The 21,486-nt window shown below is 54.7% G+C and carries 15 protein-coding genes; 9 read left to right on the forward strand and 6 right to left on the reverse strand.

The window, feature by feature from the left end; genetic code table 11:
- Positions 1–8 precede the first annotated feature (8 nt).
- Complete coding sequence (locus ACR3E4_RS08510) at positions 9–1,064, forward strand: glycosyltransferase family 2 protein (RefSeq protein ID WP_480535730.1); 1,056 nt, start codon at positions 9–11, stop codon at positions 1,062–1,064.
- Here the strand turns inward: ACR3E4_RS08510 and ACR3E4_RS08515 are convergent.
- Positions 1,061–4,243 (reverse strand): glycosyltransferase family 2 protein, encoded by a 3,183-nt coding sequence (locus tag ACR3E4_RS08515; protein WP_480535729.1) that lies wholly within the window; start codon positions 4,241–4,243, stop codon positions 1,061–1,063. The two genes, ACR3E4_RS08510 and ACR3E4_RS08515, sit on opposite strands and share 4 nt — an antisense overlap.
- Positions 4,244–4,463: 220 nt before the next feature.
- Between ACR3E4_RS08515 and ACR3E4_RS08520 the strand changes: the two genes are divergently transcribed.
- The 8 genes from ACR3E4_RS08520 (at position 4,464) to ACR3E4_RS08555 (ending at position 11,394) form a co-directional block, all read left to right on the forward strand.
- On the forward strand, positions 4,464–5,615 hold the full coding sequence (locus tag ACR3E4_RS08520; RefSeq protein WP_480535728.1) for a GSCFA domain-containing protein: 1,152 nt from the start codon (positions 4,464–4,466) through the stop codon (positions 5,613–5,615).
- Positions 5,616–5,627: 12 nt separating this feature from the next.
- Positions 5,628–6,434, forward strand: coding sequence for a class I SAM-dependent methyltransferase (locus ACR3E4_RS08525; RefSeq protein WP_480535727.1), 807 nt, complete (start codon positions 5,628–5,630; stop codon positions 6,432–6,434).
- A 1-nt stretch (position 6,435) separates the two neighbouring features.
- The gene (locus ACR3E4_RS08530; RefSeq protein ID WP_480535725.1) at positions 6,436–7,506 is read left to right on the forward strand and encodes a glycosyltransferase family 2 protein; all 1,071 of its coding nucleotides are present in this window, start codon (positions 6,436–6,438) and stop codon (positions 7,504–7,506) included.
- A 337-nt stretch (positions 7,507–7,843) separates the two neighbouring features.
- Entirely contained in the window at positions 7,844–9,031 is a 1,188-nt protein-coding gene (locus tag ACR3E4_RS08535; RefSeq protein ID WP_480535724.1) for a tyrosine-type recombinase/integrase, read from the forward strand.
- Positions 9,028–9,678 carry a hypothetical protein gene (locus ACR3E4_RS08540; protein WP_480535722.1) on the forward strand — a complete coding sequence of 217 codons (651 nt, stop codon included), beginning with the start codon at positions 9,028–9,030 and terminating at the stop codon, positions 9,676–9,678. Before ACR3E4_RS08535 ends, ACR3E4_RS08540 begins: the two co-directional genes overlap by 4 nt.
- 96 nt (positions 9,679–9,774) lie before the next feature.
- Positions 9,775–9,984, forward strand: a complete 210-nt coding sequence (locus ACR3E4_RS08545; protein ID WP_170411714.1) for a helix-turn-helix transcriptional regulator — start codon at positions 9,775–9,777, stop codon at positions 9,982–9,984.
- 125 nt (positions 9,985–10,109) lie between these two features.
- The gene (locus ACR3E4_RS08550) at positions 10,110–10,841 is read left to right on the forward strand and encodes a hypothetical protein (RefSeq protein ID WP_480535721.1); all 732 of its coding nucleotides are present in this window, start codon (positions 10,110–10,112) and stop codon (positions 10,839–10,841) included.
- A gap of 178 nt (positions 10,842–11,019) precedes the next feature.
- On the forward strand, positions 11,020–11,394 hold the full coding sequence (locus tag ACR3E4_RS08555; protein WP_480535772.1) for an HGGxSTG domain-containing protein: 375 nt from the start codon (positions 11,020–11,022) through the stop codon (positions 11,392–11,394).
- A gap of 209 nt (positions 11,395–11,603) precedes the next feature.
- On the opposite strand, the gene ACR3E4_RS08560 is transcribed toward ACR3E4_RS08555, so the two are convergent.
- The 5 genes from ACR3E4_RS08560 to ACR3E4_RS08580 all read right to left on the reverse strand — a co-directional run bounded on the left by ACR3E4_RS08560 (position 11,604) and on the right by ACR3E4_RS08580 (position 21,251).
- Complete coding sequence (locus ACR3E4_RS08560) at positions 11,604–14,129, reverse strand: hypothetical protein (protein ID WP_480535719.1); 2,526 nt, start codon at positions 14,127–14,129, stop codon at positions 11,604–11,606.
- A gap of 350 nt (positions 14,130–14,479) precedes the next feature.
- The gene (locus ACR3E4_RS08565) at positions 14,480–17,875 is read right to left on the reverse strand and encodes a DEAD/DEAH box helicase family protein (protein WP_480535718.1); all 3,396 of its coding nucleotides are present in this window, start codon (positions 17,873–17,875) and stop codon (positions 14,480–14,482) included.
- A 68-nt stretch (positions 17,876–17,943) separates the two neighbouring features.
- Positions 17,944–18,504, reverse strand: coding sequence for a hypothetical protein (locus tag ACR3E4_RS08570; protein ID WP_480535717.1), 561 nt, complete (start codon positions 18,502–18,504; stop codon positions 17,944–17,946).
- Between the two features lie 78 nt (positions 18,505–18,582).
- Positions 18,583–19,716, reverse strand: a complete 1,134-nt coding sequence (locus tag ACR3E4_RS08575; protein ID WP_480535716.1) for a restriction endonuclease subunit S — start codon at positions 19,714–19,716, stop codon at positions 18,583–18,585.
- On the reverse strand, positions 19,713–21,251 hold the full coding sequence (locus ACR3E4_RS08580; RefSeq protein ID WP_480535715.1) for a type I restriction-modification system subunit M: 1,539 nt from the start codon (positions 21,249–21,251) through the stop codon (positions 19,713–19,715). Before ACR3E4_RS08580 ends, ACR3E4_RS08575 begins: the two co-directional genes overlap by 4 nt.
- Positions 21,252–21,486: the final 235 nt, after the last annotated feature.

Consider the following 21,486-nt stretch of genomic DNA (forward strand, 5'->3'; position numbering starts at 1 on the left):
TGTGACCCATGCGCTGCCTGATCGTGACCTCCATGCGCAACGAAGGGCCGTTCATTCTGGAATGGATCGCCTATCACCGTGCCATCGGCGTGACGGATTTCCTGATTTTCAGCAATGATTGCGAGGATGGCACCGACGCGATTCTGGATCGGTTGCACACGCTAAAAATCGTCTGCCACAAGCCCAACCCGCGCAAAGGCAAGAAGACGGTGCAGTGGCGGGCGCTGAACCGTGCGTCGAACCACCGGCTGGTGGAGCAGGCCGATTGGATACTCGTTTCGGACGTGGACGAGTTTCTTTGCATTCACGAAGGCAGCGGGCAGATCGCCGATCTGATTGCCGCACGGCCCGATGCGGACGGGTTTGCGGTACCGTGGCGCATGTTCGGGCATAACCGGCAAGTTGCCTTTCAGGATCAACCGGTAACCGGATTGTTCACCCGAGCAGCCCCCGACACGCTGCTGTGGCCGTGGCGCGCGGTGCAGTTCAAAACCCTGTTTAAGGCCGACCAGCGGTTGGATCGGCTGGGCGTGCACCGGCCCCGGCTGCAGGGCGGCGCGGACTTCAATCTGGTCGACGGCAATGGCGATCCAGCCCCGGCCATACCCGGCACAGTCATTCCCAGCGTCGTGCCCAGATACGGGATGGCACAGTTGAACCATTACGCTCTGGGTTCGGTCGAGAACTATCTGGTCAAGGCCGAACGGGGCCGTCCCAATCATAGTGAAGACCCGATTGATCTGGCCTATTGGATCGACCGCGATTTCAATCAGGTTGAAGACACCGCAATCCTGCGCCATGCCGATGCAATTGCCCAAGGCATGGCCGAGCTGCGCGCCGATCCCGAACTGGATCAGCTGCACACCCGATCCGTCGCGTGGCGGCACCAACGCATCAAAACGCTGCTGCAGGATTCAGAGATGTTCTACACCCACGCGCGCCTGTGTCAGATCGGCCCCACGCAGGTCCTGCCGATGACTGCCCAGCGTCAGATGTGGAGCCAGCTCATGTCGATCCGCCGCGCCATCCATGCCGAGAAACAGGCACGCAAGCGGGATGGCTAGTCCGCCACTTCGGCTTCGGTCCGTTCGGGCATGAAAATCGCATCCGGCTGATCCGGCGCCGAAATCTTTTCATAAAGGTGCGCATATTCGGGCAGGGCCTTCAACTCAGCCACCTTGCGTTTGTGTGTCTCAACCGCCGCTTTGTGCAGCGCCGCAATTTCGGCGTCCGCCATCATCTGGTCCAGTTCGTCCCGGGCCCGAGGCACCCATTGCTGGATGCGGGCGTCGCGTTCACTGTTATAGTTCCGGCGGTCCCAGTAGTAACCGCCCATATCCTCATCGACATGGTTCACCCGGCCGCGATCCCGCTTGACCAGATAGCTGTCGGCAGAGCGCAAGGTATAGTGGTTCAGCGTGACCAGATCGTAGCCCAGCGACCGCTTGGTCGACCGCCAACTGTTCGAGGCATGCACCTGTTCCGGCATCTCGCGCCCCGATCCGTTGACCCAGCGCACCTCGGAGAGGCGCTCCTGATCCGGGTCCAGCGGCCTGTGTACGCCGATCTTGCCGTAGGGCGCGGATTTGTGGACCATCGTCTTGAATCCCCACCCCATACGGGGCTTTGGGATGAACTGCGGCGCACAGCGATCGAAGGTTTCGATGACCCAGGCGTCTTCGAAATCAGTGACTCCAGCGTTCCCGAACAGTTTCCATGTCATCGAGATCAGGTTCGGTTCATTCATCGCTGCAAACAGCTCGGGCAGGGTACCGTCGCCCACATGGATATTGATGAACTCGTCGCAATCCATGCACATGTACCAATCGGCATCCGAGATCAAAGGATGGGTGATCGCGTGGTTCAACGCGCCGCGCTGCGGCTTTTGCCCTTTGTCCGCCTTGAACGGATTATCCAGCCGCGTCACGTATCCCAGCGCCTGCAACCGGTCCAGCAGCGCGACCGTCTCGTCGGTGCAGTCGTTGGTATAGATCAGAAAATCCGTCACCCCGATTGAGCGATGATAGGCAACCCATTCCAGCAGGAAGGGGGCCTCATTCCGCATCGTTGTCACCAGCGTGATCTTGTCGCGTGACAGTGGGGCGGCGGGTTTGAGCGGCGAGAACAGCGTCTCGACCCGTTTCCGGATGCTCTCATACGCCTCTTGCGCATCATCCCCCAGCAGGATGGGATGGCCCGAGGATTGCAGAACCGGTTGTTCCTCTGGCGACGTATCTTCAGGCGGTGCGGATTCGGGTTTGTCGCTGACAAAGGGTTCACCGGTCAGTGCGGTATGGGACAGCGTCGCAAAGTCCGGCTGCACCTGGTCCGAGACGCTGTGGGACAGGATATCCTGCGCCAGAGTCTGGTAAAGCCGGTTGTACTCGGGCAGATCCTTCAGTGCATTGATCTTGGCACGATGCCAGTTGCAGCTTGCCTCATGCAATTTGGCCAGCCGTGGGTCCGAGAGCAGATCGTCGCGCATCGGTCTGGATTTCTCGAAGTGCGCCTGAATCGAGTCGTCCTGTTCATCATTGCGGTTGTGGATGTTCCAATACCCGATGCCCTGCTCGCGGTTGATGTGGTTGGTGCGACCCCGGTCGCGTTTGACCAGATAGCTGTCAAGCGAGCGGATCGAGTAGTGGTTCAACGTCACCAGATCATAGCCCCAGCTTTCCAGTGACGACCGCCAGCCCTTTTCGCGATAGCGATCGGGCATCTGGTGCCCCGATCCGTTGACCCAATGGGGCATGCCGCCGGAGACCGGTTCCAGCGGGCGGTGGATACCGAATTTCGAATAGCTCGACGGTCTGCGGGCGAAGGTCTTGAAGCCCCAGTTGTGATGCGGCACCCGCACTTTCTGCGGTGCGCAACGGTCAAACTGTTGCGGCACCGGGCTGTCGTCGAAATCGGCCACGCCGGAACAGCCAAAAAATCGCCAGGTCATCGCGATCAGCTCGGGGTTCCCGGTTGCCTCCATCAGGGACCGCAAGGTGCCCTCGGGCGTGTGGATGTTGATGTATTCATCCACGTCAAACACCATATAGGCATCTGCGGCCTGAATGATCGAATGATCCTGCGCCAGCGCCAGCGCCACACGTTGCGGTCGCTCGCCCTTGTCTATGCGCGCCGGGTTGTCGACGCGGGTGACGAGCCCACGTTCCGCCAGCAGGTCCAGAATCTCGTCCGTGCCGTCCGAGCAATCGTTGGTGTAGATCAGGAAATGCGTGAAACCCAGCCACAGGTGATAGGCCACCCAGTCCAGAATATAGGGGCCCTCGTTCTTCATGGTCGTCACACCGACAACCGATTTCAGGGGGGCTGCGTCGTCGGTTGCGGGCGTGGCCGCCGCATATTGTTTACCGTCGATCTCTTCCCTGAACACCTTTGCGAAGGCGCTGTTGGGGTCGGGGTTGGGATAGTCCCGCAAGGGCGCATTCAACGGGTTGATCCTGTGCTTGATCAGCAATTGCCCCAGCAGGCCGGTCGGATCAGGCACGCCCTTGTAGTGTTCCGCCAGAAACTTGCGCATCCGCCGACCGTACAGATGCACCGAATAGGTGTTGTCGGTGACGTAATCGCTGATCTTGTTGTTGGGTTTGACGATCTTGCGCCGGTCCTTGAATGTATAGGGATACAGCCCCTCCTGCGGGAAGGCATAGCGGTCCTCGCCGGTCTTGTGCAGGAAATGCGAGACCGCGTGCGGCCCCCAGACACCCCATGGCTGTTCGCCCGCATGAACCGGGTTGCCCGCGGCCTTCTTCTCTTCCAGTTCCAGGACGTATTTCTTGCCATACCATGTGGGGATGGCAAATTCATCCGAGCAATGGTCCAGCAGCAATTGCAGCGCTTCGCTGTCGCGGGGCAGGCCCAGCACGCCGCCATTGATGTGCTTCTTGCTTTCCCAACCAAAGAAATGACCGGTCGCGGTGACGAAAGGCTTGCGGCAATAGGCGTCCGTATCGGCCCAGATCATGCGGTCCGCACCGCGCAGCATATGATATCGGAACAGATCGGAATGCAGCGCCGGAGAACCGGTGCGCTCATGCACCAGGAACCCGGTTTCGGGCAGGATATCGGCGGCATCGCGGAACTCGACTCCATCGGGCACGCGATCCACATCCTCATATGTGTAAAGGATGGTGTGGTGTCCGGCATCTAGGAAGGATTGAACGCAGAGCTGCTCAAGAAAGCTCAGCGATCCGCGCATCCAGAGCATGCCGATTTGGTGAAGGTCTGTCATGTTCCGCCCTGAAACCTCGCCTTGGTCGTCATGGGTGCCCACCGACCGGATTTTTGACAACTCTATTGGATCAGACCGGGTGCGTCCAGCAAGCCTCAGGGAAAAGGCGGGCAACAAAACATTGCTAGAATTCGCGTGGTGTTGTGGGTAGATATGGCTGCGACAAGAAGGTGCAGTTTCAGCCAACGATAAGCGCCAGAGCAACCGACCTGAGGGTGATATGGCAAGATCGAACCGTGCGCGGCATTTCAACTTTCAACGCACGAACAAAGACACGCCCGAGTTCAGAACATGGTTTCGGGGTGAACACACAAATGCCAATCCGACCGTGGCGCGGATGATCCCGGCAGAAGCGGTGGGAAAATACGTGTTGAAGGGCTGGACCCCGAAAGAGCCGTTTATCACCCCGGACACGCAGATCACGGCATTTGGCAGCTGCTTTGCCGCAAATATCTCGGAATGGCTGTCGCGTCGGAACTACCGGGTCCTGAACAAGGACGAAGAAGCCAAGGACGCCTATGTGGTGACCTGTGGCGAAGGTATGGTGAATTCCTTCGTGATCCGCCAGCAATTCGAGTGGGCGTGGGAAAACAAGGTTTTCGAAGGAGAGCTCTGGCATGGGTACAAGGCTGAATCCTATGGTTATGACCCAGAGGTTCAGGCGGAAACCAAACGCATCTTTGACGAAACCGATGTATTTATCCTGACCTTCGGATTGTCGGAAATCTGGTATGATGAAGTCACCGGAAATGTGTTCTGGCGCACCATTCCCAAGGATGTCTATGACCCGTCACGGCACAAGTTTCGCGTCTCGACCGTTGAAGAGAACAAGGACAATCTGCGCGCAATCTACCATCTGATCCGAAAGCATCGCCCGGATGCCAAGATCCTGTTCACCCTGTCACCGATCCCGCTGATTGCGACATTCCGGGATAACTCGTGCCTGACATCGAACTCGGTCTCGAAAAGTGTTCTGCGCGTGGCTTTGGATGAAGTCGTGCGCGAGTTCAAAGACGAGGGCGTTCTGCATTACTGGCCGTCCTATGAGATCGTCACTGACGTCTTCAAACTGCCCTATGTCGCCGACCGGAGGCATCCGAAACAGGCCCCTCTGCGCTTTATCATGACCCTGTTCGAGCACACCTGGTGCGTGGACGGGGATGCCCCCAAACCTTCGTTGCTGCAAGCCTGGGCGCAAGCCGGTGCCGAGGCCGAGCTGTTCCCGCCTGCCATGTCGCGCTGCATCCTGGCCAAACGCTGGGGCAGGTTGCAGACCCTGATCGACAAGGGCGAATTCGACAGCGAGCCTGCCATCAACACAGCGCTTTTGAAGCTTGCGCAGGAACTGGTCGATGCTGCGGATGAAAGCTGAGGTACGCTGACGATGGTTGCGCCGAACACGCTGTCGATTGACGATTTCAAACTGCGCGGACAGGTCGGTATTCGCGGCACGCGCACTCTGATCAACGTGCAGGAAATTGCATCCAAAGATGGTCCATACCGGTATCTCGAGATTGGCTCGTATCTGGGTAAATCCCTTCAGCCGCATGTGATGGACGACGATTGCCTCAGCGCGCTGTCGATCGACCTGCGGCCCGACATGACCCCGGATGAGCGGGGGGCGCTGGACCAGTATCAGCATGTTACCACCCAGCATATGCTGGACGGGCTGAGGCAATATGCAAGCGACAGCCAGATGCAGAAATTGTCCACGCGTGAGACAACCTCTGCGTCGCTGCGCTCGGACCCGCCTGTGGATCGGTTTGATCTGGCCTTCATCGACGGAGAGCACACGATCACCGCGGCTTTTGCAGATTTTCTGAATGTGCTGACGGTGACGAATGCGCAATGCATCGTGGTGTTCGACGATACCCATATCATCTATCCGGCCGTCCAGAACGCCCTGTCCTATCTTGAGAGCTGCGGAACCGAACACGCGGTGGCCTTTGGGGGCGGGCACATCACTCCGATCTTCATCGGCCCCGATGCTGAAGGCCGGGCTGCGCTGTTCAAGGACAGCAATCGAATGCCGCTTGATGTGCTGGAGGCGAAGTATGACGAGGTGCTTGCCAGCAGCCATATGACGCGCAGCATGACGCGCTTCTTGCGGCAGAGCCCCGATCTGCGTAGCAAAGCTGCCCGTTGCCTACGCAATCTGGGATACCGGATTGCCGCACCCGAGGAGGGTTAGGATGGCAGCAGACAGCTCAGCCCCCGTGCCCATAGCTAACCGCGATATGCCCGACCCTTCGCACAAGTTGGATGACCCCGAAGTTACGGTTTTTACCGTGATGAAGAACGAGGGCCCCTTCATTCTCGAGTGGCTCGCGTTTCACAAATCCATCGGCATTAAGAACTTTGTGATTTTCACCAATCACTGCACCGATGGTACCGATCTGTTGCTCGACCGGTTGGATGAGAGGGGTGTGGTTACCCATCTGCAGAACCCCGCTGTGATGATGGAAAAGACATACTATCATCCCATCGCGATCAAATACGCGTTGCAAATGCCAGTGGTCAGGCGGTCCGATTATATCATCTCAATGGACGTCGATGAGTTCGTCAATATTCGCGTGGGCCAAGGGCATTTCACCGACTTGCTGCGCGCCGCCGGTCCGTTTCACGCCCTGTCGATGAGCGAACTGAACTTCACCTCAAGCGGCCACCAGAAGTTTGAAGATCACTGGATAACCGAGAACTTCAAAGTGCACGAAAATCCCCGGCCCGGGCGATGGAAAGCTGTGCGCGGCGTAAAGACCATTCTGAACGGCACCGGGGCGTTCGAACGCCCTACGAACCATCGCCCTTTATTGCGACCCGGGACAGAGAATGACGTGATCTGGCTGGACGGATCGGCCCGCCCCGTGCCGGAAGAGTTCATGACGGATGAAAAGCTCAAAAGCTACGATTGCCGGGGCGCTTATGATCTGGTTGCGCTGAACCACCATGCTTTGCGATCTGTGGATTCGTTCATGGTCAAGATGGATCGTGGCGACGCGGTCGCCAAATGGCGCAAAGTGAACCGCAAATATTACCGCGTTCGGATGCGGGGCGGGTCATCGGAAAACTGGATCGCACCTCAACTGCCTGCCGCGCGCGCTGCCGGGGCCGAATTGCTCAGCGATCCGGAAACAGCGCGACTGCATCAGCTGTGTGTGGCGCGCCACAAGGCGCGGATCGCCGAAATCGCGGATCAGCCGGAAGTGCGCGAGTTGCGGGAATGGATTGACGACAAGTATTTTTCGGAAGACAGCGACGCTTAAAGCTTGGCGCCGCGCGCCTTTGGTTCTTCCTAAGCTTCAGATTTATTAGAGTATTTGACGATGGCGATGTATTGCCAATCAGATGCACAACCAATCCCGATGTGTTGCCTGTTGAAGTCAAGCGTTCGGAAAACCGGTCGTTATTCTCTTTCGGGGATTTGGTGCCCAGGAGAGGCATTGAAACTCTATATGTGGATGTCTCAAAGAATCTCAGATAGAGATTAACTATATGAAAAAGCTTAACTTACCTCCTTCATTCGATCTCAATTAATCTCGACTAACGGCAGCACATACCATACCTAGGGGTGGACCAATAGGTGGACTGGTAGAGAGCTGTATGGCGAAAAACAAATTGAGCGCGCGCGGCGTTCTTGCATTGGAGAGCGGAAAGCACTGCGATGGCGCTGGGCTCTGGCTTGTGAAGGCAGATTCCAATAGCGGTAAGTGGGTTCTTAGACTGACGGTTTTCGGCAAACGACGGGAAATGGGCCTCGGGCGGTGGCCGGATGTTGGCTTGGCGGAGGCCCGGGAATCTGCCGATGCTGCACGGCGCGAACTGCGAGAAGGTCGAGATCCGATCAGAGAGCGGCAGAAACGACGTGTGGAAGCCCAGCGCAATTTGCATCTGTTTAGAGACATCGCTCGGGATGCGTTTGAAGCGCGGAAGTCTGCGTTGCGGGGTGGCGGAAAGGCGGGGCGTTGGTTTAGTCCGCTGGAGTTACACGTCATACCCAAACTTGGCCATGTGCCAGTTGCGGAAATTACTCAGATCGATCTGCGGGATTGCCTTGCACCTATCTGGCATGAGAAAGCCGAGACGGCTCGAAAGGCGTTGACACGGACATCTATTTGTCTGGAGCATGCAGCAGCGCTGGGCATTGATGTTGATTTGCAGGCCCCCAAGAAGGCGCGTGCATTGCTCGGCAAACCGCGTAAGGCCACCACCAACATTCCTTCGCTTGCCTGGAGTGAAGTGCCTGAGTTCTACAAAAGCTTGGACGAAGGTACAGTCACCCACCTTGCTCTGAAACTTCTGATTTTGACCGGGGTACGGTCACGGCCAATACGGTACTTGAGGGAAGAGCAGATCGACGGTGATGTCTGGACCATTCCGGCAGAGCAGATGAAAGGACGTGAGGGCGCTACTGCTGAGTTCCGTGTACCGCTTTCGAATGAAGCGCTTCATGTTCTTGGAAACGCGCGGCGACATGCTCGCAACGGCTATCTTTTTCCGAGTATTCGGAAAGGTGTGATCTCAGACGCCACGATGTCGAGATTGATGGAGCGTCGTGGCATGAGCGCCCGCCCGCATGGATTTCGTTCAAGTCTCCGTGTGTGGTTGGCGGAGGCAACCGATGCGCGTCACGAAGTTGCAGAAACCATGCTTGGTCACGTAGTGGGCAGCTCTGTTGAACGCGCCTATCGTCGAACCGACTTCCTCGACCAACGCCGTGTGTTGCTGGAGCGCTGGGCGTCCCATCTCCTCGGCAACACCGATACCGTCGTAAAACTGGCCACCGCATGAAACAGGATCGTCGGTATCTTCCCTTGTTCAACGAAGACGGCAGCTGGATAGCCCGCCCAGATCTTTATGTTTTGGTTCGGATGGGTGTGCCGGAGGACGAAGAGGAGGGAACCATATGGCAGGCTCACCAGAGCATGTCGGCACTTTCTAACAACAGCCTCTCCACTTTGAACAAAGTTGAAAGAATGCTGGAACGTCAGATCGTGCGGGGGCACATGACCGAACGTAGGTACGCTGCTTTGGTTGTCTATGAGATGTTGCGGCTCGATGTGAATGGTGTGAAACCAAGCCTGAAAAAAGCAATAAAACTCGTTACACCACTATTGTTGGAGGAACAAAGCGCCAGGCTGGAAAGCTCGGTCTCTGAGCAAGTGAGAAAGGCCTTCAGCCGTTTTCGCAATACTTGCCACCTGGAAGCCGCTTATCGATCGGATGGTCCAAGATTTCAGACATTCGAAAATGACCCGAAGAAGTTCGATGACTTCCTTGCGAAAGCGAAAGCCTTCGAGGGATTTTTAGACAGGGTGGCCGCGCACGGAAACGTGGAATGGAACCCGTGGCGCGTTCCGGAGCAAACTGCTCCTATCTTCAAAGGAAAAGTCACGAAATTGACTGCTCAAGAAAAGGCAGTCATCGGCGTAGCCTAGAAGCTTAGGGGGGGAGAAATTTTTTCTCCCCTCCCAATACCATTTTAGATCGCCTCTAGATGACTCAACGCTCATCACAACGAGGCATCTACTCACATGGCCACTGAAACAAACTCATTTGCGACCGAAATCGACCCGCTGCTTAAAGTGGCGGAGGCTGCAGAGCTGCTTGCAATCAGTGTGCCGAGTTTCTGGCGCCGCATCGCGGATGGATCTGTCCCTAAGCCAATCAAACTCGGTGGATCTTCTCGGTGGCCTCGCTCTGAAATCCTTGCTGTCATCGCTGAAGCCAAAGCCAACCGGTAACAAACCGGCCGCCAACGCTTGCGAGCGGCTATATGTCTTCCGCCGCTCTTCTTCTATCAACTGACCAGTATCCTCACGGTGGACGCTCCTGAGCACACGGTCAGCCAACCTTGTATGGAGCCTCCATGGCTGGACAAATGATTTTCGCCCAACTTTCAATTCAAGATATGCGTCGAACAATACAAGATTTGACGCTTGAAGAGCGCGGATTGCTATTCTCGTTTCTTGTCGAGAATTGTGAGGCGCAAGATTCATTGGAGCGTGACGAGGAAAGGCTTGCGTATCGTGTCGGTCTTGGCAAATCTAAAAAGTCGCTGGCGCGTCTGCTATCGTCGCTCATCAAGACTGGAAAAGTGAAAGCGACCGATGACGGAATAATGGTCGCTCTGGCGGAAAACGCGATCAATCATTTTCAAGCGAAATCCGAAAACGGCAAGTTTGCGAACTCCTGCCGAAACGACAGAGCAAAACCGAAAGCAATCTTGGAGCAAGCAAACGATGTGCAATGTGATCTGTCTAATCAGGCTACGAGCGCGCTCAGCGTGGCGGATTTGCTGAGTCACGCTGAAAAAAATAAACTCACCTTTGAATTTGATCGTCTGATCGCAGCTCTCAGAAATCTAGTGCAGAGCAAGGGCGCGTATACACTCGCTGATGCGCTTGATAGCGACGCGGCAAAACGAACGGTCGAGCGGTGGTGTACGCTCGAACTCAGCCCTGAACAAATCGTTTCAAACGTAGACAATGTGATAGCCAGAAAAGGCGATGGAGCGATAATGTCTTGGCAGTATTTTGACCGAGTGTTCCTGAACTTGGCTGAACGAAAAGCTACTGTGCATGGAATTGCCGGTCGATAGTCAATGCAGGCTTAGGCAACTACGAGTGCAACTGACCAATTCCTTTCTGCCAACAGGCCCCTAGGCAGCTCGTCCAATTTGATGCCGTCTTTTTTTGTGGGCGTATTCAAAGTCCATGGGGTCTTAGGCCGATGCTTAGAATTGCTTACATTTGGAGGTGTTTTTGAGTTTGAATCTAATGCTTCGCGAGGTGTTGTTATCACTCCAGGAAGAGTTCGATAGGGATGAGACACCGAGCTGTCAAATTTGCCCCTTTCGGACAGTTACTGGGCGCGGCAGAGAAAAAACGTGCTCCGAATGTACTGGTGGCCAGTGTCAGAATCTGCAGAACATTGGCTTGGACAATGAGGGGCAACCGCTTCCAACGCATCTACGAGCTCGCTGTGGCGCAAAAACGCGCAAAGGTTCGAGTTGTCAGCTGCCCGTCGCATCTGGGAAACGCCGATGTCGATACCATGGTGGCTTGTCTACTGGTCCTAAATCCGTTGAGGGTCGCGCTCGGATCGCCCAAGCCCAGCGAAAACGATGGGCGAAACAGAATCCCGAAAAGTGATCATGAGCGGTTTCTTGTTGTGGGCCGCAACTCGCGTGCAAAATTTCCGCGATTTTGTCGCTTACACAAGAGCCGTTCGCAAAAATGTACGAATAGTAACCGTTTCAAAGCCAGCCTCGATGTTTCGAACGAGAGCCGAACAACGACGGCTCAGAGCTGCCTTCTTCTCGCGGTAGTGTGGAGAACTAGAAACGCAAAAATCCGCAGAACTAGCCCGTTTCAAGGATTTCGTCATTTCGTGGTTTTGCGAACGCGATTTGATTTTGGCCTGGAATTGCTGCCCTAACTGCGTTGATCTGGTTCAACGCAGTCTCGGGGCCGTCTGAGAAGGCCTGTCTAGCGCGCGCAAGTTGTTCCGCCAGACCACCTGGGCTAGCAGCCGCTTTAAGTTCATTTCCATCGTTAGCAAGCGCAAAAAGGGCAAGAATTGTTGCTGCGAAGGCGAAATAGGCAATGAGTTCAGCCTCTGTTCCAAGAGCTGTCAAAGCTTCGTCTGCTTGGCGAGACTGCAACTTTTTTAGCTCAAAAGTAAGTTCTTGGAGCAGATTGATAGATTCTAACAGCTGTTCCATAAAGGCCATCGCATCGTCACATGTAGCATCGCAGTTCGCTTCAATTCTTCCTAGAACGACAATCAATCGGGCATCACCAAATAAATTACGTTGTTGCGCCGCAGCCTTGGCTCCTGCTAGGCGTGCTTTGACATCGCTTGACACTAGCCTCACGGTCACGGCTGATAGGGTTTCCGCCTCGTCATCTGAGTCCGTTGTGCTCTTCAGAAGCCGACGGCATACGCGGATCAGGTCGCGCGGTAGTCCTCCTGAAAGACAATGGCAAAGCATCAAGAAAGGTCTGGAAAGTCTAAACACGCGCCGTTCGATTAGCTTGATCGAACCGTCAAGGCTCAATGGTTCAACCCGAAGGATGTCGTCTATGGCGCTGTCAAATGCGTCACGGAACGGCAGGCCACGGAGCTCAAAGTTACTCATCGCATTGTCGGAGACAGAAATTAGATAAAAGCACCCTCCTATTCCAAACAACGCCTTAATATCGTTGAGAAACGACTGTGCTTTCTTAACGTCTTCAATCTTATCAAGTTCGTCTATTCCGATCATTACCGCCCCGGGGGAATCGCCCCGTTCATCTGACCCAACGCTCGCTACTATGGCTTCAACAAGTTGCCGATACCCGTCTACGATCTCGGGAACCGAGAGCGGGCGGCGTGCGAGCGATTGTTCGCCACTTAAGGTTCCCTTGAGTCCAAGTGGCAGCTTCAACTCGCCTCCGAATCCATGCTTGAAGTTTTGCTGAAAGGTCAACCGCTCAGCCCACTCTCGTGCCAACCTTACGGATTCTGAGTTAGAAGTTCTGTAGGATGGCCGGTTGAATGCACCTGACCGTTCAAGGCGTTCCCTAGCTGAAGAATACGAGCGAAATAGGAAGAACCCAACCACGGTCAAAAAAATCCCCGCAAGTAAGCATTGCAAAGGCGTGAGGTCTAACACCTCTGCGAGAATCAAAAGGTCGCTCTTATTTCGTTGTGTTTCGCTTTGTGGAGCCGGAGGAACATCTGAATCTATGTTGGATGGCGTATTCGTTCCAACAGTGGCATTAAATTGTGACGGCGCCTGAGTTTCTACGGAAGTTTGAGCCTCCGTACTAGCCAATCGAAAGCCCTCACCGATTTGTGTGAAAGAAATCATTAGCAAAAACAAACCGATCAGCATCGCACACGCGCTAACGTAAGCAAGCCAACGAGCTCTAAATGGAGAAATCCAGCTGCTAGAAGCTGATTTGGCACCGTTACTGAGCCTTGCCAGGTCGTATTCTCTGTCACCCAATACAGAGCGACATAGTCGCGCAAAGAGGTGAAGGATAAATTCAACTGTTTCATATTTAACGGGAGCAGAAACTAGCACCCTTACTACTCCGGGTGCAGGATCAAGCGACGATGGCCGATCACAGTATTGCCGCATCAGCGTCGTCTTACCGGCACCGCGTTCTCCGGCCAGCCCGACGCTACCACCTGGCATTAGTGCGAGCCTCGCTCTGAGATCGAGTTCGGCCTCAGTTTGTATTGCTAGCTTAGGGTCATGTATTTCGGCGAGCTGATTTCGGCTATCGGCACGTAACTCGATCTCCCAAGAAGGAGCCATATCGTTAGCTAAAGACGTTACTACTTCGCTAACGACTCTATGAGCCTCCTTTTCCAGATCCCTAACTGCCTGTTGAAGCGCAACTTCTGCTTGAAGTTTTTGGTGGTAAATTACTGTATCATCTGGTCTGCTTGTTGCCTTTATTGTGCGATAGATGAGCCATCCAATGAAGGGTACTGAGAGGGCAAACACCCAAGTTCCCAGATTTCCGGGTGCAATATTCGAGAGAAAATTCCGTAGCACTTCCGGGACAAAGGTCATCCGATCCGGATTGCCTCCAACTAAACCAGTAAGCGCGAGAGCAAGTACTACGAATCCAGCGAGAAATAGGAGCGTTATTATGGAAAATCGAAGAAAGCTGTTGATGGCGCGAGGTCGATTGGCTTCGTTTTGCAATCTATTTAGGCGTTGTTGCGCCTGAAGCCGTTTTTGCTCAAATTCTTTGAAACTAGCTTCCATTTTCGGCTGCTCAGCGCGCGCCCTTCTAGCAAGCTCCTGTAGATCAAGACCTGGATCAGCAAGGGGCGCAACATTTTGTTCTATGATTTGATCGATCAGTTCCACAATCTCTTGGGCCATCGTAACTTTAACTCCAATTGCTCGAGTGCGGCTAAAGCACCCAACTTTCGCGCGCGTTTTCATTTAATTCTTGCGGCCGTTGTATTTGCGGGCAGCCGTTATCTCGACTAGGTGTCATATCTACTTTGGAAAAAACGGCGAGATCCTACTGCTTGGTGCAGAGCAGTTCCAAATTGAAGCGCGCATGACTGAGTAGCTAAAAAGCCAGTTTAAACAAGGTAGTTGGCAAAAATTAACTGCTTGCTTTGATAACAAGACTCGGTTTGCGTGTCTTTCACCGCGAGCGGTAGAAGCGAGCACACTCTGTGAGTCGCCAAAGATCTTTTGGTTACCGTTCTCTAACATTGACATCAGGCTGCCGCAGCATTGTTTAAGTCACGGACGATTCTGATAATCTCTTGAGCCTGATCTCGACTGAAAATGCCCGCAATCCCCAGATCATCGAAATCTGTATACGGGCTCTCATAGAATGACACGGGATCAACAATGCCGCTTTCGGTCAAACTGTCGACGATCAGATCAAGGAAGTCGGTTTGATCTGCATTTAGCTGATGTCGCGAAACGAAAGTGCTAAAAGCCTGTTTGGCAGCTGCTCGATCCAAACCGGTCAGCGAACGCAGGAAACACCCAAGTCCTCCATCAACTGCCAACTCTTCTAATTGCTTCTCATCAGCGATATCTTGATCAATCAGAATCCGCTCCAATTCATTGATGTCTTGGGATGTAAGAGGCTCGCCGCGGTGTACCTTAATGAGGGTTATGTGGTCTCGATGTCGCTCCAAAAAGCGCCGAACTTTCATCTTGAAAAGCGCTTTATCCACGCCGCTGCCTACATCTGGCATGGTCATAGCACGGCCTTCACCGATCTCGTCTTCAAAGTCTGTTATTACAGTTTTTCGCTCGTTTGGCTTGATGAGCTCGGCCAAATGGCGCAAGCGGCGTCGCACCATCTCAAGAGTTTCAGGGGTAATGTCTTCCCAAAAGCTACCGGTTTGAATTTCTAGGATCAATTCTAACTCTTTTGCAACAAGGGGCACGTTGGACAACTCTTCCAGTCCTGAAGCGTAGCTAACAATACGGTACTGCAAGCGAGCAAACCCGCCCTCTTGTTTCAGGAGTTCAAGTTGCGCGCTAAGGATCAAGAGATCAAATTGTTTCGAGGGTAGGCTACCGTCTTCGTAGGCAGAGGGAAGACCAGCGACGTCTTCTAAAAGTGCCATTCGCTCGTCCAAACTCAGATCTGACCAATTCGCAGAGTCCCTAAACCTTTCAACGCTTCGGCGCTTGGCTCGAACGATGAAGTTGTCGAGCGGCATACCCATAACCTCGTCGTGGAGGCGTGTTTTAGTTGAGCCAATTAACTCCTCATGGGCGTCTTCGCCATTAGTTAGAGCTTCAATAAGCTCCACTCGCGCCACAAATAGTCGTTCGCTGATAGGTTTGGCGCTGGCGCCCTCGACCAGATTTGGATTTTCCTTGAAGAACTCCAGGTTCTGGCAGAAATCGAATATTACAAAAGCTTGCTTATCAGCGCCTGGACCAAAAAGATCCGGGCACAGGCGGGTGCCTCTTCCTACCATCTGCCAGAATTTTGTTTTTGAACGCACGATTTTAAAGAAAACAAGATTGACCACCTCAGGCACGTCAATCCCAGTATCTAGCATGTCCACCGAAACGGCTATGTGAGGCGCTTTTTCTGCTTCCGAGAAGTCGTCGATCAGGGATTGAGCGTAGGAAACGCTGTAGTCTATCAGTTTAGCAAACTCACCCTTGTAGTAGGGGTAGCTCTCATTGAAACGGTCCACGATGAATTGAGCATGTTTGCTGTTCTTGGCGAAGATAATGGTTTTGCCGAGCCTATCACCGCCAGCTACCTTGATCCCGTTTCGCATTAGGTGCTCTAGTACCTTGTCTACGGTATCCACATTGAAGAGCCACTTGTTCAAATCGGCGCTTTCAACGCGGTCGCGCTGGGTACCCTCTTCATCCCATTCAATGGCGTCCCAAGCTTCCTTTTCTTCATCGCTCAACTGATCGTATGCAATCCCTTCTCTCTGAAATTTCAGCGGAACAGATATGGTCGTCGGCGGAACCAGATAACCGTCCGCGACTGCATCATCGAGATCGTAGGCATCAGTCGGCACACCCTTCTCAAGACCAAACAGCGAGTAGGTATCTTTATCAATTTCATCGCGTGGGGTGGCTGTTAGTCCAACCAGCAGGCTGTCAAAATAGCTGAAAATTGCCCGATACTTCCGATAAACTGAGCGGTGTGCCTCGTCGATTACGATCAGATCAAAGTGGCCGGGGCCATAGCGCTTCTCCCCGTCCTTCGACTCTTCGATCAGCCCCATCATGGTGGGATAGGTTGAAAGGCAGACACGCGCACCCGAATGATCGTTTTTCTTGGGATCGTGGCGCTCCAATAGATTGGCGCAAGGTGTTGCGGGCAGATGTGCCTTGAAAGCGCTATTCGCCTGTTTAACCAATGCAATACGGTCGGCCAGAAACAGAACACGTTTGACGCGGTTGGCTCTCATCAGTTGGTCTATGAGAGCGATCACTGTTCGTGTCTTGCCGCTTCCTGTTGCCATAACCAAAAGTGCTTTGCGCTGGGCGTGTTTTTCGAATGCCTCCCCTACGCGCCGAATTGCGCGCTGCTGATAGTGGCGCCCCGCGATATCTACGTCGATATCAACGCGCGACAACGCGCGTACGTTGGTTCGCCTTTGATGAAGAAGCTGTAACTCATCTTTCTTTAGGAACCCGGAAATCTCTCGCGGTGGGTAAGCCATGTCGTCCCAGATCCAATGCTCATACCCATTTGTGGTGAAGATCACAGGCCGCCGCCCATATGCGGCTTCAAGGCAGTCAGCGTACAACTTCGCCTGCTGTTGCCCTGTCCTACTGTCCTTTTTGGTGCGTTTTGCCTCGACCAGGGCCAGAGGCTTACCGTCATCGCCCCAAAGAACGTAGTCGACGAAACCGTCGCCACTCTCGTTTGGCATGCCCTTCACAGTAAACTCGCGATCGCGCTCCTGATCCAGGGGCCAGCCCGCCTCCGCCAAAAGCAGATCGATGAAACTGTCGCGCGTTTTGGCCTCATTGTAGTCGTGAGTGTCCTCGACCCGTTGGTTTGCCTTTCTCAACGCGACGATTTCGGCACGAACCCGAGCCAGTTCCCGATCGAGCTCTTCTCGTCCCTCCTCAGAGGTGCGCAGCGCCTCCTCTGCCTCTTCAGCGCGTTTGCGTTCGGTCTTAATGTCGCCTTCGATCTTCTGGATCTGGGCGACAGTGCTGGCGGTAATGGTCAGCGACTTTTCCAGCCGCTTCACGTCAAAGGTCAAAGCTGGATCAGGACGTGTGGTCTTGGCGTAGGTTCGGGCGATCCAGTAGCACACGTGGAACAGCTCACGCACGCAGGCGGTGGCGTCGTGGGCACTCAGCGGTCTGCCCGAGTCATGTGCGGCCCGGTTGCCCTGATCCTTGATGTAGCGCGCCTTGGTGACGATGGCGGGGCCGGTCAGCGCCTCAAGGCTCGGTTCGGCAATCATCGCCGCCAGCGTGTTGTTATAGGTGCTGCGCAGCGCCGGATCTTTTTGGTAGAGCCACTTGAGCGCTGTCTCCAGCGTCAGGCGGGCCCAGAAACATGCCCCGCGCGGATCGGACAACGCATGGGTCTCCGCCTTGGCGGCATGCTTGTGCAGAGCGGGGAAGTCATCGGCGAGAAATGCAAACTGGGTCATGAGAGATTCCAAACAATAACAGCAACGTAGAAGCGTCTCAGATTGCGATCAACCCGTGAGTGCATTGTTCAGCCCGCTTTCCCCACGCTCTCATGGACCTCTGGTTTGTAGCCGCCACGCAGAACCGGGATCAGCGGTTCCGGTGTCAATACTGTCATGACCCCCTGCGGTTGGTCTCCCAGCGCAGTGTAACCGTCAAAGCTCCACCGATAACTTCGTCCTTGCCACAGCAGGAGTGGCTCAACGCCATCCGTCACAATGGTTCCGTCAGGCAGGTCAGCGCCAACGGCTTCATGGGTGACCTTGGCGCGCTGCCGGGTAATGCGCGCCTTGTGCAACGCGCGGTCGATGGTCTGCGGCAGAGATCGTCCCTCCTCCGCACCGCCATGAACCGCTTTCCAGAGTTCAGTGAAAGCCCGGTAGCGATCCCGCCGACATTCCGCGCAGGGACGATGCCCGGCGGCGAGCGCGGTAGCCTCGTCGAGGAAGAACAGTTCGGTATATCTGCCTTGTGACATGATCTGCCGCTTGCGTCCTTTGAACGACAAAGCGCAGGCGACCCAGTTCTGATGCGCGTGGGTCTTAATTACGTTACGCTTATCATCGTGCAGGATTCCGCGGTTACCCATCAAGGTTCCTCGGGCAGAGTTCGCGTGGAACTGACCAAGGGGATCGACACGGTTTTGAAAGCTCATGTGCGGTCCGGTTCAAAGCTCTCCGCGAAAGGCGCGGTGTTGGAGAGAGGCGAACAGCGTTTCAGACTGAACTTCTTGGCGTTCAAGCAAAGGTTTAAATTCTTCAATCTTATTGACCCGCTCAGCAAACGCATTTTGGGCCGCTGAGCTTGGCCATTTGACAAGTAGCGGATGCAGGTTGTTTCTGTTCAAGCTCGGATTCGCCGCACTGGCTTCATATTCCTTTAATCCAAACTGCAAAAAGAAGTAGTAGACGAATACAGGGTGGTTCCCCCGAAATTCTTTTACGAACAAAGTTGTGTCATGAGGCCAATATGGGCCCTCGACAAAATGAACATTTCCAACAGAGCCCTTTCGCCCAAGGACTACGCCAGGACCGTTCGCTTTGGGCTCATTGTGGAAATACGATACTCCGCCCGACGAAATGACAGGTACTTCACCCTCTCGCACGTCTTTCTTTACGATATCGTATCCCCTTTGGAGAGTGATCTCCTCACCAAGGGTTTTGATATTCAACGCATCGACTTCTGCATTTAGACTTTCGGGATGCGTATCCTTGTACCCTTTTAATGACCCAAACATCTCATGAAAGATCGCCTGGCCGAGGGTGTTGAGTTTGTCGAGGGTGCGGGCGCGGAGGCGGCAGAGGTTTGCGGCCTGATCCAGTATCCCCGCAACCCGCTTCTGTTCCTCCAGCGGCGGGAGGGGGATTTGAACTTCTCGAACGATACCGCTGTTCAAATTCTTCACTGTCGCGCCTGCCGCTCGGGAGGCAAACTTTGCGTAAACCGGTTGAGAACCTAACAGATGATAGAAGTAGTCAGGGCAGATTTGATCGGATTGAGGGCGTAGCAACAACCACCCATCGTGAATGCAGCCATCGATTCCCATGATGTACGGCCTACCGAAACTCATGGAGTTTGAAAGAATGAAGTCACCCGGCTTAACTTGGCGAGTCTTCTTCAAGCCCTCATGCCTTATCTTCTTCTTAGTTGCTTTAATGTACTTCCCGCTTGCAGTAGCGTCGCCGATCATGACCCAGTTTAGACCGTCGGGATCATCGGTAATGAACTTGTCAATCGGGCGAGGTGAGCCGCCACGGGCAACTTCGAAGATATCCCCGATTGGGACTTCCGGCCAGTTCATCCCAGCATTCCTTCCAGCCGATCTAACCCCTGCGAAATCTCGGCCTCTAGGGCGCGTAGGTCGGCGATGATCTCAGTTGGCGAAGCGTGCTCAACCTCCTCGTGCTCAACCTCCTTGAAGCGGTTCAAGCTCAGATCCCACGAGCCGGTAGCAGCAATATCTGACGCCTTGACCATGAAGCTCTGCGCCGTACGAGGGCGGCCAATTTCGGCGTCCAGCGCAGCCCAGCGCGTCAGAATATCGGGCAGGTTGTTCTTGCCGTGCTCGTCCTCCGTCAACACCACAGCAGGCTTCGTACCGAGCTTCTCGGCTTCCATCAGTGGCGTGCGTTTGTCATCAAGGCTGAAGCCGTCGGCTGTCATGTCGTAGAACCAGACATCCTCGGTTCCGCCGACACCGGTCTTGGTGAAAACCACGATGGCACAGGACACGCCTGCGTAAGGTTTGAAGACACCTGAGGGCATCTTGATGATGGCATCGAGCTTGTGCTCCTCCACCAGCATGCGGCGGATGTCCTTGTGCGCCTTGGACGAGCCAAAGAGCACCCCGTCCGGTACAACCACCGCTGCGCGTCCACCCGTTCGCAGCAGCCGCAGGAACAGCGCCATGAACAAAAGCTCGGTCTTCTTAGTCTTGACGATCTTCTGCAGATCTTTGGCTGTGGTGTCATAGTCGAGCGACCCAGCAAAGGGCGGGTTAGCAAGGATCAGGGAATAGGCACCCGCATCTGCCCCATGCTCCTCGGCCAGGCTGTCACGGTAGGAAACATCCGCATTGTCGACGCCGTGCAGGGTCATGTTCATCGCGCCGATCCGCAGCATGGTGGCGTCGAAGTCGAACCCGTGGAACATGTCGTTGTGGAAGTGGTCGCGGCTTTCCTTCTTGCGCAGCATCTCCGGGTGGTGGTCGCGCAGGTACTCACCCGCCGCCACGAGAAATCCGCAGGTGCCCGCTGCCGGGTCACAAATGGTATCAGTGGGCGTTGGTGCCATGAGGTGAACCATCAGCTCAATGATGTGGCGTGGGGTGCGGAACTGTCCATTGGTGCCCGCGCTGGCGATCTTGCCGAGCATGTATTCGTAGACGTCGCCTTTGGTGTCGCGGTCATCCATGGGGATGTCGTCGAGCATCTGCACAACTTTGGCCAGCAGGTTGGCGTTGGAGAAACCCAAACGGGCATCCTTCATGTGGGTGCCGTAGGAAGAGCCCTGTTCACCAAGCTGACGCAGAAAGGGGAAGACATGCTCATCCACGATCCGCATCATCTCACGGGCCTCAAAGTGCTTGAAGCGAGACCAGCGTAGGTTGTCGTAGGGCTCACGCTTATCGTCCTTGCCTTCCGGGAAGATGCGACGCGCCATGGGAATGCCCAGATCCTCGGCCTTGCGTTCCTCGACGGTATGCAGGTCGTCGAGCCGCTTGATGAACATGAGGAAGGTGAGCTGTTCAATTACGGAAAGCGGGTTGGAAACCCCGCCTGACCAGAACGCATTCCAGATCTGGTCGACCTGGTTTCGGATGTTGCCTGTGAGCATTTTTCGCCTCGAAATTTCTTATCGAGACGCTACCCCAAGAGCGGATCGAGCAGCAAGAAGATAGAAGGACAAACATCGGGGTCAGGTGGAAAAAGCTGAACTCTTGCAGCGAATGTTCGGGTGCTGAAGGCTCTTTCAGTTGGCAGGCGTCTTTTCCATTTTTTGTCTTTCGTACGTTGGAAATCGCTCGATCTGCAGTCTCCACAAAATGCAAACGCACCGGTTTCGGTAACAA

This window comes from Ruegeria sp. AP11 (genome assembly GCF_056535865.1).